Annotated in this window: 15 protein-coding genes; 7 read left to right on the top strand and 8 right to left on the bottom strand. The window is 59.5% G+C overall.

Features of this window, described 5'->3' with window-relative positions; all coding sequences use genetic code 11:
- Positions 1-228: 228 nt before the first annotated feature.
- The 5 genes from plsB (at position 229) to ACEN83_RS05255 (ending at position 5,325) form a co-directional block, all read left to right on the top strand.
- Positions 229-2,721, top strand: a complete 2,493-nt coding sequence (gene plsB, locus ACEN83_RS05275; RefSeq protein WP_495579697.1) for a glycerol-3-phosphate 1-O-acyltransferase PlsB — start codon at positions 229-231, stop codon at positions 2,719-2,721.
- A gap of 169 nt (positions 2,722-2,890) precedes the next feature.
- Positions 2,891-3,229 carry a YbaY family lipoprotein gene (locus tag ACEN83_RS05270; RefSeq protein WP_007978424.1) on the top strand — a complete coding sequence of 113 codons (339 nt, stop codon included), beginning with the start codon at positions 2,891-2,893 and terminating at the stop codon, positions 3,227-3,229.
- Positions 3,230-3,328: 99 nt separating this feature from the next.
- Positions 3,329-3,727 (top strand): YbaY family lipoprotein, encoded by a 399-nt coding sequence (locus tag ACEN83_RS05265; RefSeq protein ID WP_116582979.1) that lies wholly within the window; start codon positions 3,329-3,331, stop codon positions 3,725-3,727.
- 29 nt (positions 3,728-3,756) lie between these two features.
- Positions 3,757-4,446, top strand: a complete 690-nt coding sequence (locus ACEN83_RS05260) for a DUF4197 domain-containing protein (RefSeq protein WP_007978428.1) — start codon at positions 3,757-3,759, stop codon at positions 4,444-4,446.
- Positions 4,447-4,683: 237 nt separating this feature from the next.
- Positions 4,684-5,325, top strand: coding sequence for a hypothetical protein (locus tag ACEN83_RS05255; protein WP_495579696.1), 642 nt, complete (start codon positions 4,684-4,686; stop codon positions 5,323-5,325).
- A 178-nt stretch (positions 5,326-5,503) separates the two neighbouring features.
- On the opposite strand, the gene ACEN83_RS05250 is transcribed toward ACEN83_RS05255, so the two are convergent.
- The 4 genes from ACEN83_RS05250 to ACEN83_RS05235 form a co-directional block, all read right to left on the bottom strand.
- On the bottom strand, positions 5,504-6,850 hold the full coding sequence (locus tag ACEN83_RS05250) for a Fic family protein (RefSeq protein ID WP_495579695.1): 1,347 nt from the start codon (positions 6,848-6,850) through the stop codon (positions 5,504-5,506).
- A gap of 144 nt (positions 6,851-6,994) precedes the next feature.
- Positions 6,995-7,276, bottom strand: a complete 282-nt coding sequence (locus tag ACEN83_RS05245; RefSeq protein ID WP_495579694.1) for a DUF6124 family protein — start codon at positions 7,274-7,276, stop codon at positions 6,995-6,997.
- A 602-nt stretch (positions 7,277-7,878) separates the two neighbouring features.
- Complete coding sequence (locus ACEN83_RS05240; protein WP_495579693.1) at positions 7,879-10,944, bottom strand: efflux RND transporter permease subunit; 3,066 nt, start codon at positions 10,942-10,944, stop codon at positions 7,879-7,881.
- A gap of 6 nt (positions 10,945-10,950) precedes the next feature.
- Positions 10,951-12,051, bottom strand: coding sequence for an efflux RND transporter periplasmic adaptor subunit (locus tag ACEN83_RS05235; protein ID WP_495579692.1), 1,101 nt, complete (start codon positions 12,049-12,051; stop codon positions 10,951-10,953).
- Positions 12,052-12,144: 93 nt separating this feature from the next.
- Between ACEN83_RS05235 and ACEN83_RS05230 the strand changes: the two genes are divergently transcribed.
- A complete protein-coding gene (locus ACEN83_RS05230) occupies positions 12,145-12,780 on the top strand; it encodes a TetR/AcrR family transcriptional regulator (RefSeq protein ID WP_495579691.1) in 636 nt (211 codons plus the stop codon).
- A 90-nt stretch (positions 12,781-12,870) separates the two neighbouring features.
- Here the strand turns inward: ACEN83_RS05230 and ACEN83_RS05225 are convergent, their stop codons facing one another.
- Positions 12,871-13,653 carry a class I SAM-dependent methyltransferase gene (locus tag ACEN83_RS05225; RefSeq protein WP_495579690.1) on the bottom strand — a complete coding sequence of 261 codons (783 nt, stop codon included), beginning with the start codon at positions 13,651-13,653 and terminating at the stop codon, positions 12,871-12,873.
- 93 nt (positions 13,654-13,746) lie between these two features.
- Here ACEN83_RS05225 and ACEN83_RS05220 point away from each other — a divergent pair, with 93 nt between their 5' ends.
- Positions 13,747-14,367, top strand: coding sequence for an energy transducer TonB (locus tag ACEN83_RS05220; protein ID WP_258684351.1), 621 nt, complete (start codon positions 13,747-13,749; stop codon positions 14,365-14,367).
- Positions 14,368-14,370: 3 nt separating this feature from the next.
- Here the strand turns inward: ACEN83_RS05220 and ACEN83_RS05215 are convergent, their stop codons facing one another.
- The 3 genes from ACEN83_RS05215 to ACEN83_RS05205 are packed head-to-tail and all read right to left on the bottom strand — an operon-like array spanning position 14,371 to position 16,393.
- On the bottom strand, positions 14,371-15,192 hold the full coding sequence (locus ACEN83_RS05215) for an isocitrate lyase/PEP mutase family protein (protein ID WP_495579689.1): 822 nt from the start codon (positions 15,190-15,192) through the stop codon (positions 14,371-14,373).
- 35 nt (positions 15,193-15,227) lie between these two features.
- On the bottom strand, positions 15,228-16,088 hold the full coding sequence (locus ACEN83_RS05210; protein WP_495579688.1) for a DUF72 domain-containing protein: 861 nt from the start codon (positions 16,086-16,088) through the stop codon (positions 15,228-15,230).
- Entirely contained in the window at positions 16,088-16,393 is a 306-nt protein-coding gene (locus ACEN83_RS05205) for a hypothetical protein (protein WP_495579687.1), read from the bottom strand. Before ACEN83_RS05205 ends, ACEN83_RS05210 begins: the two co-directional genes overlap by 1 nt.
- Positions 16,394-16,593: the final 200 nt, after the last annotated feature.

Here is a 16,593-nt window from a genome sequence, read left to right as displayed (position 1 = left end):
ACTCCCTTTTTATTATTGATCGGGCTTTTCGCAGGAAAGCCTCGGGAACGTCAGCCTGCGCATACCGGTCCCATGAGGGCAACGGCGACAGAGCGCCGAGTATATGACAGACGCTGAAACTCTCAATAGCACTTTACTTCGCCGCTTTTTTGCCGATTTTCGACGAATCCGGCACACTACGCAGCGCCCGAGCAAACGCTTGGTTTCATTCACTCATGCAGAAGCCGTATGACCCGTTCCCCGTTCCGCCGTCTTGTGTTTGGCACCCTGCGCCGACTGTTGTACCTCTGGGTTCGCTCGGAGACGATCAACCAGTCGTCGTTCACCCTCAACCTCGACCGCAGTCGTCCGGTGTTCTACGTCCTGCAAAACCCCTCGCTGACCGACCTTGCCGTGGTCGACACCGAATGCAGCAAGGCGGGTCTGCCGCGCCCGGTGCTGCCGGTATCGGTGGGCAACCTGCTGGAACCGGCCGCGTTCTTCTACCTGACGCCGGACCCGGACTGGCTCGGCCGTCAGGACAAGCGCGGCGCACCACCAACCTTGACCCGCCTGGTCAGCGCCCTGAGCCAGAACGCCACCGAAGACGCGCAGATCATTCCGGTCAGCGTGTTCTGGGGTCAGTCGCCGGACAGCGAAAACAGCCCGTGGAAACTCCTGTTCGCCGATAGCTGGGCGGTGACCGGGCGTCTGCGTCGTTTGTTGAGCATCATCGTGCTGGGGCGCAAGACCCGCGTGCAGTTCTCCGCACCGATCCACCTGCGCGAACTGATCGAGCACAACAAGGGCCACGAGCGCACCGTGCGCATGGCCCAGCGCATCCTACGGGTACACTTTCGCAACCTGAAGGCGGCGGTGATCGGCCCGGACATTTCCCACCGTCGCAACCTGGTCAAGGGCCTGCTGAACCAGCCGCAGGTCAGACAAGCGATCCTCGACGAAGCCGAACGCGAGAACATTTCACCGGAAAAAGCCAAGGCCCAGGCCCTGCGCTATGGCAACGAAATCGCCTCGGACTACACCTACACGGCCATCCGTTTTATGGAAGTGGTGCTGAGCTGGTTCTGGAACAAGATCTACGACGGGATCAAGGTCAACCACATCGAAGGCGTGCAGAAGGTCGCCCAGGGTCACGAAGTGATCTACGTCCCCTGCCACCGCAGCCATATCGATTATCTGCTGCTGTCCTACCTGCTGTTCCGCAACGGCCTGACCCCGCCGCACATCGCCGCCGGGATCAACCTGAACATGCCGGTGATCGGCGGCCTGCTGCGTCGTGGCGGCGCGTTCTTCATGCGCCGAACGTTCAAGGGCAACCCGCTGTACACCTCGGTGTTCAACGAATACCTGCACACCCTGTTCATCAAGGGCTTCCCGGTGGAGTATTTCGTCGAGGGTGGCCGTTCGCGCACCGGGCGCATGCTGCAACCCAAGACCGGGATGCTGGCGATCACCCTGCGCAGCTTCCTGCGCTCATCGCGCATGCCCATCGTCTTCGTGCCGGTGTACATCGGCTACGAGCGCGTACTGGAAGGCCGGACCTACCTTGGCGAGTTACGCGGTGCGGCCAAGAAGAAAGAATCGATCTTCGACATCTTCAAAGTCATCGGCGCACTCAAGCAGCGCTTCGGCCAGGTCGCGGTGAACTTCGGCGAGCCGATCAAACTGGCGGAATTCCTCGACAGCGAACAGCCGAACTGGCGCCAACAGGAACTCGGCCCGCAGTTCAGACCCGCCTGGCTCAACGAAACCACCAACCGCCTCGGCGAGAAGGTTGCCCGGCATCTGAACGAAGCGGCGGCGATCAACCCCGTCAATCTCGTTGCCCTGGCGCTACTGTCCACCAGCCGCCTGGCTCTGGATGATCGCGCCATGGCGCGGGTGCTCGACCTGTATCTGGCGCTGCTGCGCAAAGTGCCGTATTCGCCACACACCACCCTGCCGGACGGTGACGGCCGCGCGTTGATCGAGCACGTGAAAGACATGGACCTGCTGTCCGAGCAGAGCGATGCCCTGGGCAAGATTCTGTATCTGGACGAACAGAACGCCGTCCTGATGACCTACTACCGCAACAACGTATTGCACATCTTCGCCCTGCCGGCACTGCTGGCGAGCTTCTTCCAGAGTGCCTCGCGCATGAGCCGCGAACAGATCCTGCGCTACACCCGCGCGCTGTACCCGTACCTGCAAGCGGAGCTGTTCATTCGCTGGTCGCTGGACGAACTGGACGGGGTGATCGATCAATGGCTGGAGGCGTTCGTCGAACAAGGCCTGCTGCGTTTCGAGAACGATGTGTACCTGCGCCCGGCGCCAAGCTCACGGCATTTCGTGTTGCTGACGCTGCTATCGAAAAGCATCGCCCAGACCCTGCAGCGCTTCTACATGACCGTGTCCCTGCTGCTCAACAGCGGTCAGAACAGCATCAGCGCCGAAGAACTGGAAGACCTGTGCACGGTCATGGCCCAGCGCCTGTCGATCCTGCATGGCCTGAACGCCCCGGAGTTCTTCGACAAGAGCCTGTTCCGCCACTTCATCCAGACGATGCTCGACCTCGACGTGCTCAAACGCGATGAAGCGGGCAAGCTCGGTTATCACGAACTGCTCGGCGAACTGGCCGAAGGCGCGGCCAAACGAGTCTTGCCGGCGGAGATCCGCTTGTCGATCCGGCAAGTGGCGTTGCATCGCAGTGAAGATGCGGCGGAGTTGGTGACGCCAGTCTGACTTACTCACATCTCTGCGCGGAAGTTTCATGGCTGAAGCAAGGACGCTTCTGGCTCATGCCACCACTTTTTCGTCCCTGCTCGCAGGAATCCCCCTACATAGCAAACGTTGCCTCGACCCTATGCTGGACGCTCGTCACTACCGACGATCAATCGATAAGGAAATCAATATGAGCAACGAACTCCTCAGCATCAGCGGTAAAGTGTATTTCCTGGAAAATACTGTACTGCGGCGTAACTCGACTCTTTATGTCCGTCTGGAGGATGTCAGTCTGCAAGATGTCGCAGCAAAAGAGCTGGCCGTACAGATCACTACCAATGCAGAAAAAGCCGGGCTGAACTTCAACCTGACGTACAAGCTTGCTGATGTCCTGCCCGGCCATCGCTATGCACTCAGCGCGCGCATCAACCACGAAGACCATCTGCACTTCATCTCCACTCAAACTCACCCGGTGGAACTGGGTGTCGATCATGTGAAGGAACAGGAAGTACTGGTCCAGCTCGTCTGAGAACACTCCCCAGGCAAGTTAGGCGATATCCTCGGTAAAATCCGTTAAATTGTCGTTGGCGCCGGTCTTCTTCGGGCGCCGATGACAAGGATCCGCTTCATGAAAAAACTCTCTCTCCTCGGGCTTGCGGTTTTGCTCGGCGCCTGCCAATCCCTGCAACCTGCCCCGAAGGCCAGCCTCGACGGCGAAGTCTTTTACCTGCAACGCAGCGCCCTGCCGCCCACCGCTACCCTGAGCGTGAGCTTGCAGGACGTGTCTCTGGCCGACGCACCGGCCATTGTCCTCGACGAACAGAACGGCCCGGTCAAAGGCCAGGTGCCACTGCCGTTTCATCTGAGCTACGATCCGGCGCAGGTCAAACCCGGCCATCGCTACTCAGTCAGCGCGCGCATCGAAGTCGATGGAAAGCTGATGTTCATCACCACCGAAAACCATGCCGTGCGTCTTGATGGCAAGGACCCGCAACCGCTGAAAATCCGCGTCGACGCCGTTCGCTAATTCTCTCTTTTCTGAACAAGGAAGCTGCCATGCTCCGCCCTACCCTTCGTTTTGCCGGCCTGTGCGCAGGTTTGATGATCTGTGCCAACGCCCTGGCGCTCTCCCTCAGCGACCTGTCGCAGAAAGACGCCACCGGCGGGCTCAAGGACGCACTCACCCAAGGCGCGCAACTGGCCGTGAAACAACTCGGCACCCCGGGCGGTTTCAGCAACAACCCGGAAGTAAAAATCGAACTGCCGGGCAAACTGGGCAAGGTCGCCAGCAAAATGAAACAGTTCGGCATGGGTGACCAGGTCGATGAACTGGAAGCCAGCATGAACAAGGCGGCCGAAACCGCCGTGACCCAGGCCCAGCCAATCCTCGTCGATGCCGTGAAGAAAATGACCGTGGAAGACGCCAAGGGCATCCTCAGCGGCGGCAACGACTCGGCCACCCAATATCTGAACAAGACCAGCCGCGAACAGATCCGCGCCAAGTTCCTGCCGATCGTCAAGCAAGCCACCGACAAGGTGGGCCTGGCCCAGCAGTACAACTCGTTCGCCGGGCAAGCGGCGACCATGGGCGTAGTGGACGCGAAGAATGCCAACGTCGAAAACTACGTCACCGAACAGGCGTTGAATGGCTTGTTCGAAATGATCGGCAAACAGGAGGAGACCATCCGCCAGAACCCGGCGGCGGCGGCGACCAGTTTGGCAAAGAAGGTATTCGGCACGCTCTAGGTCCCGAGAAACCGCTGTGGCAACGAGCCTGAACGGGTGCGCTGCATTGTAGTGAAGATGCGGCGGACCTTATCGAGCGCAACTGACCGTCACCTTTCCCGGAAACAGGGACGTTTCCGATCAATCCCATATGCGATTCGCCTTCTCACAGAGAGTTTTTCCTACGCAAGGCTTGATTGCGTTGGGGGTACGCTCAGCGCTCGTCATTTCGACGAACCAACGGATAAGGAAATCATTATGACGCAACATACAATCAACGCACTCTTGCACTTTCCTCCGGACTACGAAGTACCGGAAGGCTGCGACATCAATATCAGAGTACAAAACGTTACCGACAGAACCAGGCCAACCCTTCACGGGATATGGGGCAGCAACACACTTCCCTCGGCACGCCCCATCAATTTCGCTGTCCATGTCGCTTCAAACCGGTATGACGTCGGAAGTCGCTTTGTCATCAACGTAAAAATCTCCCATCAGAACACCGCGCTCTTGCTGGATATAGAGCGAGAGTTCCATTGGGCAGGTGGGGATCACGATACAGACATTTACTTGAGCCCCTTGGGCTACATCGCCGTGGAAAAGACCTGGATGCCGAGGATTGGTTACCCTGCGGACTCGAAACTGTATGTAAATCTGATTGAACCCGCTAGCGATGAGAACGACGAGACCCTTGTGTGTGAAGGGGTCGGCTTGACCGCGGAACCCAATTTCTATCTGAAATATGACCCCTCCATGATCAAACCGGGCCGACGTTACAGGCTGGTCGGTTCATTTGAGACCTATGGCCAGCGTCGACTGTCGCTGGGACTTCATCCAGACAATCTGATACTGAAACCAAATGATGTTGTTCCTCTTCCAGGTTTCGGTGCCTCTACCTAAAAACCTGCGGATCGACACTTGACGCAAGATCCACTTATTTCATGTCACAGGCGTCAGTATTCTACTGGCGCCTTCGATATGGAGCTGCTCATAAAAACACTGATCCTGGGCGACCACGGGCGTAGTGGACGCGAAGAATGCCAACGTCGGGAGTGGGCCTGTTCGCTCCCACATTGGTTCAGGTCACGGAGGCAGGTCGTAGAAAAAACACCCACTCCTGTCCCATCTTCCGTTTCTCAAATAACTTCAACTCGACCAGCCCATTCAATGTGGCTGATGCCGTGTTGTAAGAGCACCCCAGGTTTTCCTTCACATTGACCGCAGTAAATTCCTTGGCCATTCCGCTCTTGGCCACTTGAAACACGGCCCGCTGATTCTCCGTGAGTTGCTCGAGAAAACCACTGTCCCGCAACCATCGATCAAAGCACTCGGCATCAACCAGACTTTTCCGATACGCCTCGGTAAAACTGCCCACGGCACGCAGCACCACCGAACACTGGAAATCGATGAAATACGTCAGATCCAGATCATCCGCCTCGGTATCCAGGTATGAGCGCCCGTACTTCACCGGTGCATTGCGTAGCAAGACGCTGATCGCGATGTAGCGGAACGCCGAAAAGTCATTCTTGAACATGAACCAGTAAAACAGCGCCCGCGCGACCCGACCGTTGCCGTCACGAAAAGGATGCTCATAACCCAGGGCAAAATGCAGAGCGATGCCTTTGATCAAAGGATGAAGGTAATCCGCTTGATGGAGGTTGTTATGGGAATGGTTGATCCATTGCGCCAGCGCCTGCAAACGCAACCCGATACCTGCTGCGGGCGGCGGCGTATGAACGGTGTTGCCCTCGCCATCCTGCACCACGACATCATCACGGCTTCTGAACCCCCCCGGCGAATACTGCAGATCATCGATGCCCTCGACGCCGACGCGGTGCATCGCCGCGATCAACTCAACGCTCAAAGGCTCGTAGCGCTGCTCCCAGGCGAAGTTCATCATCTTGAAATTACCGATGACCATTCGCTCGTCCGGCGTACGCGGCAGGCGATGACGCTTGAGCATGTCCTTGGCCACACGTGTCGTGGTTGCCGCGCCTTCGAGCTGGCTGCTACTGATGGCTTCATCTTCAATCAGGTCATTGAGCAGATAGCTGAAGTGCGCACGCTCGCCGATCTGGCTGGTCATGTACTCCAGCACGGCCGTAGTGGTTTGCCGGTCTACTGCGGAAATAGCCTTTTGCGCCAGTGGCGTCAGCACGAATTGCAGCCACCGCACCGGATTACCCAATGGCAAAAGACTCGAATACTGCGCCGTCCGGGCTTTCTTGACCAAGGCCCAGCACAAACTGGAATCCAGACCCGGTGCCCAGCGATAGCGCAACGCATCGAATGGCAGATAACGCCCCTGATCGTCCAAGGGCTTGAGCAGAGCCAGGTAATCCGCGAGGCGTTCCTTGTGAGGCGACTGCCCTAGCCGATCAAACACCGGGTCGGTCCGTCCCCGCAACCTGGGTGGATTCTTCATACGCACTGTCTCAAACATTCACAAAACCGGGGTTTGAGTACAACACCTGGGCTCATGAGCCTCAATATCAGACGGGTCCGAGATAAATGTAGGAACAATGAGGGCCCGCTGATGGGTACAGGTTCAGCGGGCTTCTTCGTATTGCTATTGCTGCTGATCCAACTGATCGAGCACGCGATTCACTGATAGTTGCGCCAGGACAATCATCTGCTGAATGCCGAGTGCCAGATTGCAGGTTGGGCCGGCCAGGATGGACGACAGTTCGGTTGCCATTACATTGGCTGAAGCGAGGGTTTCGTAGGCATGGACCAGCAAGGTTTCGGAGTCGACGCCTGGGTGGATGGTGAAAATTGGGCAGGGGCGGTTTGAAATTCTCGTTTGTTTCTCGGATTCAGAGGCAGAGTAATCAGGACAGCCTTTGATCATTGCGAAGCTCCCAAAGTAGGCGCCTAACGACTATTCGCGGGCTTGCAGTCCCGGTCGCTGAATTGGCAGCGACGGACAAAGGCTAGAGATCGTGCTTCTGACGGGCAAGCTGAAAGTCTTGTGGGAATGGTCTGAATGGTTGGCTTGGGCGGTAAACGTTGTTGACTGTCAGGACGCCTTCGCGGGCAAGCCCGCTCCCACAGGTGCCTACCGACCGACCTGGTACTGATGGGAGAGTGTTTCCCTGTAGGAGCTGCCGAAGGCTGCGATCTTTTGATTTTGATTTTTGACAATGTCGAAAGGGCGGAAGATCAAGATCAAAAGATCGCAGCCTTCGGCAGTTCCTACAGGCCGAGCGTTAGCTCGCCTGCAGCTCTTGATCTTGATCCACCCGCCCCCTCGGCAGGCCTCGTTCCGGTGTTCATCCGGGGAATGGCGCGCAGCGCCGTTCGACGCAGTCGAACTCATTGCATGCAGGTCGAAGCGAAGCCGACCGGAGGGCAATGCCCCCGGATGAATGCCGGAGCGAAGGAACCCCGAGCCTCAGCGAGGGGGGGGCGAGACCGCCAGCCGCCACTACCGAAGAAACGGAAATGCCCCGATCAAACAGACTCCTTCCTGACCCGGAACCAGGCCGCATACAACGCCGGCAAAAACAGCAGCGTCAACGCCGTAGCCACAATCAACCCCCCCATGATCGCCACCGCCATCGGCCCGAAAAACACGCTGCGCGACAACGGAATCATCGCCAAAACAGCAGCGAGCGCCGTTAGCACAATCGGCCGGAACCGCCGCACCGTGGCCTCGATGATCGCCTGCCAGGGTTTCAATCCGGCAGCAATGTCCTGCTCGATCTGATCCACCAGAATCACCGAGTTACGCATGATCATCCCCGACAAGGCGATAGTCCCCAGCATCGCCACGAAGCCGAACGGCTGGCGGAACACCAACAGAAACAGCGTCACCCCGATCAACCCCAGCGGCGCCGTCAGAAACACCATCGCCGTGCGCGAGAAACTGCGCAGTTGCAGCATCAGCAAGGTCAACACCACCACGATGAACAACGGCACGCCGGCCTTCACCGAGTTCTGTCCGCGCGCCGAATCTTCAACGGTGCCGCCGACATCCAGCAAGTAGCCGTCAGGCAGTTCGGCGCGGATCGGATCGAGGGTCGGCATGATCTGCTGCACCAGTGTCGCCGGTTGCTGCTTGTCATAGATGTCGGCGCGAACCGTCACGTTAGGCAGGCGGTTGCGGTGCCAGATGATGCCCTCTTCAAAGCCGTATTCCAGGGTCGCGATCTGCGACAGCGCGACGCTGCGACCGTTATCGGTCGGCACCGCCAGGCTCGGCAGCAATGACAGCTCGGTGCGTTCATGCACGGTGCCGCGCAACAGGATCTCGATCAACTCGTTGTCTTCACGGTATTGACTGACGCTGGAACCGGTGAGGGAGCTTTGCAGAAACTTCGACAGGTTCGCCGTGCTCACGCCCAGCGCCCGCGCGCGGTCCTGATCGATGTTCAGGTACACCACCTTGCTCGGTTCTTCCCAATCCAGGTGGACGTTGACCACATGCGGGTTCTCGCGAACCTTGGCCGCGACTTTGCGCGCCAGCGCCCGCACCTCCTCGATGTGCTCCCCGGTCACACGGAACTGTACCGGGTAACCAACCGGCGGACCGTTTTCCAGGCGCGTGACCCGCGAGCGCAGAGCGGGGAATTGCTCGTTGAGGGTTGAGATCAACCAGGTGCGCAGGGCTTCCCGTTCTTCGATGGTTTTCGCCAGGACGACAAACTGGGCGAAACTCGCCGCCGGCAGTTGCTGATCCAGCGGCAGATAGAAACGCGGCGAACCGGTGCCGACGTACGCCACGTAATTGTCGATCCCTGCCTTGTCCTTGAGCAGTGCTTCGAGGCGTTTGACTTCATCGGCGGTGTTGCTCAGCGAAGCACCTTCGGCCAGTTTCAGATCGACCATCAACTCCAGGCGACCCGATGCCGGGAAGAACTGCTGCGGCACAAACTTGAACAGCACAATGGAGGCGATGAACAACAGCACAGTCGCGGCGATCACGGTTTTGCGCCAACGCACGCACCACTCCACCAGACGCCGGACGCGCTGATAGAACGGCGTGGCATAGGGATCGGGTTGGCCGGCACCGTGCTTGGCGGCGTGAATTTTCGCCAGGTCCGGCAGGAGTTTTTCCCCGAGATACGGCACGAAAACCACCGCGGCCACCCACGACGCCAACAGCGCGATGGTGACCACCTCGAAGATCGAACGGGTGTATTCGCCAGTGCCCGATTGCGCCGTGGCAATCGGCAGGAAGCCGGCCGCGGTGATCAGCGTACCGGTGAGCATCGGGAACGCTGTGCTGGTCCAGGCGTAACTCGCGGCTTTGACCCGGTCGAACCCCTGCTCCATTTTGATCGCCATCATTTCCACGGCGATGATCGCGTCGTCCACCAGCAAGCCCAGCGCCAGTACCAATGCACCGAGAGAAATCTTGTGCAGGCCGATGCCCAGGTAATACATGCTGGCAAACGTCATCGCCAGCACCAGCGGAATCGCCAGGGCCACCACCATGCCGGTGCGCACGCCGAGGGAGAAGAAGCTCACCAGCAACACAATGGCCAGCGCCTCGACCAGCACTTGCACGAACTCGCCCACCCCGGTTTTCACCGCCGCCGGCTGGTCGGAGACTTTGCGCAGCTCCATGCCGGCCGGGAGGTTTTTCTGGATGCGGGCGAATTCGACTTCCAGTGCCTTGCCCAATACCAGGATGTCTCCGCCGTCCTTCATCGCCACCGCCAGGCCGATGGCGTCCTGCGCCATGAAGCGCATGCGCGGCGCCGGTGGATCATTGAAACCACGCCGCACATCAGCCACATCGGAGATACGGAAGGTGCGATCACCGACGCGGATCGGGAAGTTCCTGATCTCCTCGACCGTCTGAAAATTCCCCGTGACCCGTAGCTGCAGTCGCTCGCTGCTGGTTTCGAAGAAGCCTGCCGTGGACACCGCGTTCTGTTCTTCAAGGGCTTGCTGGACGGCCGCCAGCGGCAAGCCGAGGGTAGCGAGCTTGACGTTGGAGAGCTCGATCCAGATTTTCTCGTCCTGCAACCCCAGCAGTTCGACCTTGCCCACATCCTTGACCCGTTGCAGCTGGATCTGGATACGGTCGGCGTAATCCTTGAGCACGGCGTAGTCGAAACCCGCGCCGGTCAGGGCGTAGATGTTGCCGAACGTGGTACCGAATTCATCGTTGAAGAACGGCCCCTGAATCCCCGGCGGCAGGGTATGACGGATGTCACTGATTTTCTTGCGCACCTGATACCAGAGCTCCGGGATCTCTGCCGAGTGCATGGAATCGCGCGCAATGAAGGTGACCTGGGATTCCCCGGGCCGCGAGAACGAAACGATGCGCTCGTACTCACCGGTTTCCATCAGCTTTTTTTCGATGCGTTCGGTGACCTGGCGCGAGACTTCCTCGGCGGTCGCGCCCGGCCAGTTGGTGCGAATCACCATGGCCTTGAAGGTGAACGGCGGGTCTTCACTCTGGCCGAGCTTGGTGTAGGAAAGTGCGCCGACGATGGCCAGCAACAGCATCAGGAACAGGACGATCTGGCGATTACGCAGCGCCCATTCGGAAACGTTGAAGCGCATCGGGGCTTACTCCTTGTTCGCCAGATTGACCACGCGATTGGAGCGATCCACTGGACGCACCTGCTGCCCTTCGAGAAGCACATGGACACCGGCGGCCACGACCCAGTCGCTGGCGTTGAGCCCCTCGAGCACCGGTACGGTTTTCTCACCGAAGGCACCCACTCGCACCGGGGTTTTCTTCAAGGTGTTGTTGGCGCTGACGACCCAGACATAGGTCACGCCGTTTTCTGCGGTCAACGCCGACAGTGGAACGGACAGAGGCACCACGTCGGCGGCCTGCACGAACACCCGGGCGCTCTGGCCCAGCTCCACCGGCACCTTGCCGGAGGTGAAGGCGATGCGCGCCGCGAACGTACGGGACTTTGGATCAGCCGCCGGCGACAGCTCACGGATGCGCCCTTCGAAACGCTGGCCGGGCTGGGTCCAGAGCTCCACCGCCACCGGCTCACCGACCTTGAAACGGCCGAAGTTCTGTTCCGGCAGGCTGATCAGCACTTCACGCTCACCATCGGTCGCCAGGGTGAATACCGTTTGCCCCGCGGCCACGACTTGCCCGACTTCCACCAGACGCTTGGCCACGACGCCGTCCTGCGGCGCACGCAGCACGGCGTAGCTGGCCTGGTTATTGGAAACGTTGAATTCGGCCTTGATTTGCTTGAGGCGCGCTTCGCCGGAGCGATAGAGGTTTTCGTGATTGTCGTACTGCGAACGGCTGACCAGCTGACGATCCATCAGGGTTTTGTAGCGATCACGCTCGGCACGCACCATGCTCAGATTGGCTTCAGCTGCAGCGACCTGGGCCCGGGTGGCCTCCAGTTGCAGGCGCACGTCTTGAGGATCGAGCTCCGCCAAGGGTTGATCGGCCTTGACCCGCTGCCCTTCCTCTACCAGTCGTCGGCTGACTTTACCGCCGATGCGGAACGCCAGGTCCGGCTCATAACGCGCACGGACTTCCCCTGGATAACTTTCCATGGACTGTGCCGAAGGCTCTGGCTGAACCACCATGGCTGGGCGCACGCTGACTGGCGGCACTTCGTCGGAGCCACACGCAGACAGTAAAAAAGCCAGGGTGACTGGCAACGCGAGGGGCAAGACATAGCGGAACATGGTGAAGGACCTTTCGCTAACGGTGCTTTGAATAATTATACTGAGCAGTATGTTATTAATAGCAAACTCACCAGTCCAGTAATAAAAGCGAATATGCCAAACAATCTTTCAGCACCCAATGGCCCAGGCAGACCCAAGGATCTGGTCAAACGCCAGGCGATTCTCGATGCGGCGAAAGTGCTGTTTCTGAGTAAGGGTTATGCCAATACCAGCATGGATGCCGTTGCAGCCGAGGCCGGAGTGTCGAAGCTGACGGTCTACAGCCACTTCAACGACAAGGAGACGCTGTTCTCCGCCGCCGTGGTGGCCAAGTGCGAGGAGCAATTGCCCCCGCTGTTCTTCGAGTTACCCGAAGGCGTGGCGGTGGAAACCGTGCTGCTGAACATCGCGCGCGGTTTTCATGCACTGATCAACAGTGACGAATCAGTGAACCTGCACCGACTGATGATGACCTTGGGCAGCCAGGACCCGAAACTCGCGCAAATCTTCTTTGAGGCGGGCCCGGAGCGCATGCTGCATGGCATGGAACGCCTGCTGAGCCGGATCGACGAGAGTGGCGTGCTGAGCATCGACAAGCCACACAACGCCGCCGAGCACTTCTTCTGCCTGCTCAAGGGCGCCGGGAATTTCCGCTTGCTGTATGGCTGCGGCGAGCCGCCGGTCGGCGAGGCCGCGGAGAGCCATGTGCGGGAAGTGGTGGGGTTGTTTATGCGGGCTTATCGGCCCTGATTTGGCGTTGCCTGGAAAGAGATCGCAGCCTTCGGCAGCTCCTACATTGGAATGCGTTCCCCTGTAGGAGCTGCCGAAGGCTGCGATCTTTCAAGGCTTCAAAGCCTTCTTCGGATAAATATCGTACCGGCTCGACTTGCCATCCAGCGCATGGCTCGGTTTCGGCCCGTCGATGCACGGCGCCTTGCGCGGGCGCTTGACCACCACCCGGTGGCTGGCCAGGGCCAACGCCGCTTCGAGCAAGGCCGGCGCATCCGGGTCATCGCCCACCAGCGGCCGGAACAGGCGCATTTCCTTCTTCACCAGCGCGGTTTTCTCACGGTGCGGGAACATCGGGTCCAGGTAGATCACCTGCGGCGGCTCACCTTCCCAATTGCGCATCACCTCGATCGAGTTGCCCTTGAGCAGCCGCATGCGCGCCACGATCGGCGCGACGTCGAAATCTTCCGCGCCACGGGCCAGGCCATCCTCCAGCAAAGCGCCGATCAGCGGCTGACGCTCGATCAGGCTCATCTCGCAACCGAGGCTGGCCAGCACGAACGCGTCCTTGCCCAGCCCTGCCGTGGCATCCAGTACCCGCGGGCGCACGCCTTGGGCGACACCAACAGCCTTGGCGATCATCTGCCCGCTGCCGCCGCCGTACAACCGGCGATGGGCCGCACCGCCCTCGACGAAATCCACCCGCACCGGCCCTGGCGCATCCGGCCCCAGCTGTTGCAGCTGCAAGCCCATGTCACCCACCTGCAAGGCAAATTCGCCGTCCGCCACTTGCATCGGCAAGCCCAGGCGCTCGGCCCATTGCTCGGCTTGTGACTCGAAAGCCGCGTCCAGCGCCTGGACATGGATGCGGCAGGCCGCGGGTTGATCAATCATCGGAAAACACGCTCAAAAAATTAATGATCGGCAAAAACTGCCGATAACAAAACTATCGAGCATTTTGCCAGAGCTGAGCGTCGACCGAGAGAAATGTCAGACATTCAACCCACAATCACAGGTTTTATATCGCCCTACGGCAATTACAACCTGCGAAATACCCAGGCACTGAGCGGTGTCAGTCACATCTGGCAGGATTTCTTTGCCCGTGCGCTGGCCGATCAGTCGGGTGATGTGCTGCCTGAATCACTGAATTTCCCGCCGGTCGATCTCGAAAGCCCGGTCGAGCCGACCGTTGGCAGCGATCTGCTGGAACACATCGTTTCCCAGCGTGAGTGCGACGTCAAAGAGACCGAGGTCCGCCCGCCAGAGCCTCTGTTCCTGCCAATTGCCGAATTCGAAATGGACCTGGCCGACAAGCCATTCCCACCGTTCCCGGCGGATGAAATCATCGCCCAGCAAAAACAACAGGACTTCGAAAGCGGCTGGGTTCGCCCGCTCGTGCTCAACGCCGGTCAGCCACTGCCGGAAGCCGGCCCTGCCCCGCAACCGCGCCCGCTGCACCTGCCGATTGCCGAATTCGAACTCGATCTGCTCGACAAGCCGTTCCCGCCGTTCTCGCCAGAAGAACGGCGGGAACAGCAGAAACAACTGGACTTCGACAATGGTTGGGCGCGCCCGATCGTCCTGCAAAACCTGCGCATCGCCGCCTGACCCTCAGCCTTTGAAGAACTGATTGGCCTTCTGGTACGGCATCGACCGCGAAGTGAAGCCGAACGTGCCTGATGTCTGGATTTCTTCGGCGGCGCGGAAGAATTCACCATAGGCCGCCAACGCCAGCGCCGAACCGACGCTGATGCGTTTGACGCCCATTTCAGCCAACTGCGCGACCGTCAGCTTCAAGCCGCCCGACATCAACACATTCACCGGCTTGGGCGCCACCGCGCGCACCACCGCCAGCACATCCTCGGCGCTGCGCAAACCAGGTGCGTAAAGCACATCGGCACCAGCCTCGGCGAACGCCTGCAAGCGGCGGATGGTGTCGGCCAGATCAGGATTGCCATGCAGGAAGTTTTCGGCCCGGGCGGTCAATGTGAAGGGGAACGGCAAACTGCGAGCGACAGCCACAGAGGCCTCGATGCGCGCCACGGCGTGGTCGAAACAGTAGATCGGGCCTTCTTCGTGGCCGGTGGCGTCTTCAATCGAACCCCCGACGGCTCCGGCCTCTGCCGCGCGCAAGATGCTTTTCGCGCAGTCGGCCGGGTTGTCGGCAAAGCCGTTTTCCAGGTCCACGGCAACCGGCAGGTCAGTGGCGGCGACAATCGCCTGAACGTTCATCAGGGTATCGTCGAGGCTCAAGCCGCCATCGGCACGGCCCTGGGAAAAGGCATAACCGGCACTGGTGGTCGCCAGCGCCTCGAAGCCGAGGCTGGCGAGCATCTTCGCTGAACCGGCATCCCACGGATTGGGAATCACAAAAGCGCCGGCACGTTCGTGAAGGGCTTTGAACGCCTGGGCTCGAAGGGTTTGCGCATCCATTTGGCAGGCTCCTGAAGAGGGGAAAAGAATCCGCCTCAGAGCAGGCCAAGTTGCTCGGCGGCGGGTTCTCTGTATAGCTCAGGCAGCGCCGGCAAGCCAGGCAGACGCCGCATCAGCCTGGCGTGAAAACGCTGCGCCAGTTTCGCGGCCAGCAGGTTGTCGGCGGTGTGCAGGAAGATATACGGCGTGCGCCCTTCTTCGATCCACAGCGCGATTTTCTCGACCCAGGGTTCCAGGAACGAATCGTTGGCCTCAAGCACCGGATGGCCGATAAAACGCACCTGCGGACACAGCGTGAACGCCGCCGGACGCGGAGGCACCCGAGGCTTCTTCGATTGGGCGTGAAGCACTGACGGCTCGGTCGATGTGCAACTGAACAACGCTCGGGGATCGAGACAGATGCGTTCAACACCGCGATCCAGCAGCAGACGGTTGAGCATCCGTTCGCTGTCACCCTTGGCGAAGAAATCGCCATGACGCACTTCAACGGCCAGCGGGCGCTGCAGGGCATCGATAAATCCGGCCAACTCGGGCAAGCGTTGGGGCGTGAAGCTTTTCGACAGCTGCAACCACAATGGCGACACCCGATCACCCAGCGGACTGAGCAATTGCAGGAAGGTTTCGGCGGCTGTCAGTTGTTCGCGCAGGTCGCCACCGTGGCTGATCTCGCCGGGGAACTTGGCGGTAAAGCGAAAGTGCTGCGGCATGGTTTCGGCCCAACGCTGCACGGTGCTGGCAGCCGGGCTGGCGTAGAAGGTCGTGTTGCCTTCTACGGCATTGAAAACCTGGCAATAGAGATCAAGAAACTCGGCGGGTCGGGCGTGCGGCGGATACAGGTAATCGCGCCAGGCGTTCTCGCTCCAGGACGGGCAACCGAGGTGATACGGCAGCAACATCAGATGTACAGGTCGAGACCCAGCACATCCGTATCCCAATCGACGAAACCGGCGGTACTCAGGTAGCTGGCCAGCGCCGTCGCCACGCTTTTGCTCATGGCACGGTGGTAAATCATGTCGTGCTGACGGGCGGGAAGATTGCTCAGTTTTTGCGCAGAGGCTTTGGCGGCGCGGGCAGCCAGTTGCTCTTCAGTCGGGAATTCGGGCTCGCCTTCGATATCAATGGCGTCGTCTTCCACCACAGGGTCTTTGCGTGGCTTGCGCTTGATGGGGTAGGACTGAGAGGAAACGCCGTCGATACGCATACGTGCATACTCGGAATCAGTGATGGCAGTTTAGTGGCGCAAAACCCACTTCGCAAACCGCCGAGTGATAACTAGAACACATAAAAGGCAAAAGGTTTAAAAGCTGGGGTTAGAAAATGACGACTGGAAAAGATCGCAGCCTGCGGCAGCTCCTACAGAAGATCGCATTCCCCTGTAGGAGCTGCCGCAGGCTGCGATCT

Source organism: Pseudomonas sp. Pseusp49 (assembly GCF_059491875.1).
Note: the sequence above shows the minus strand (reverse complement) of the source record. Positions and strands in the feature narration are given on the sequence as shown.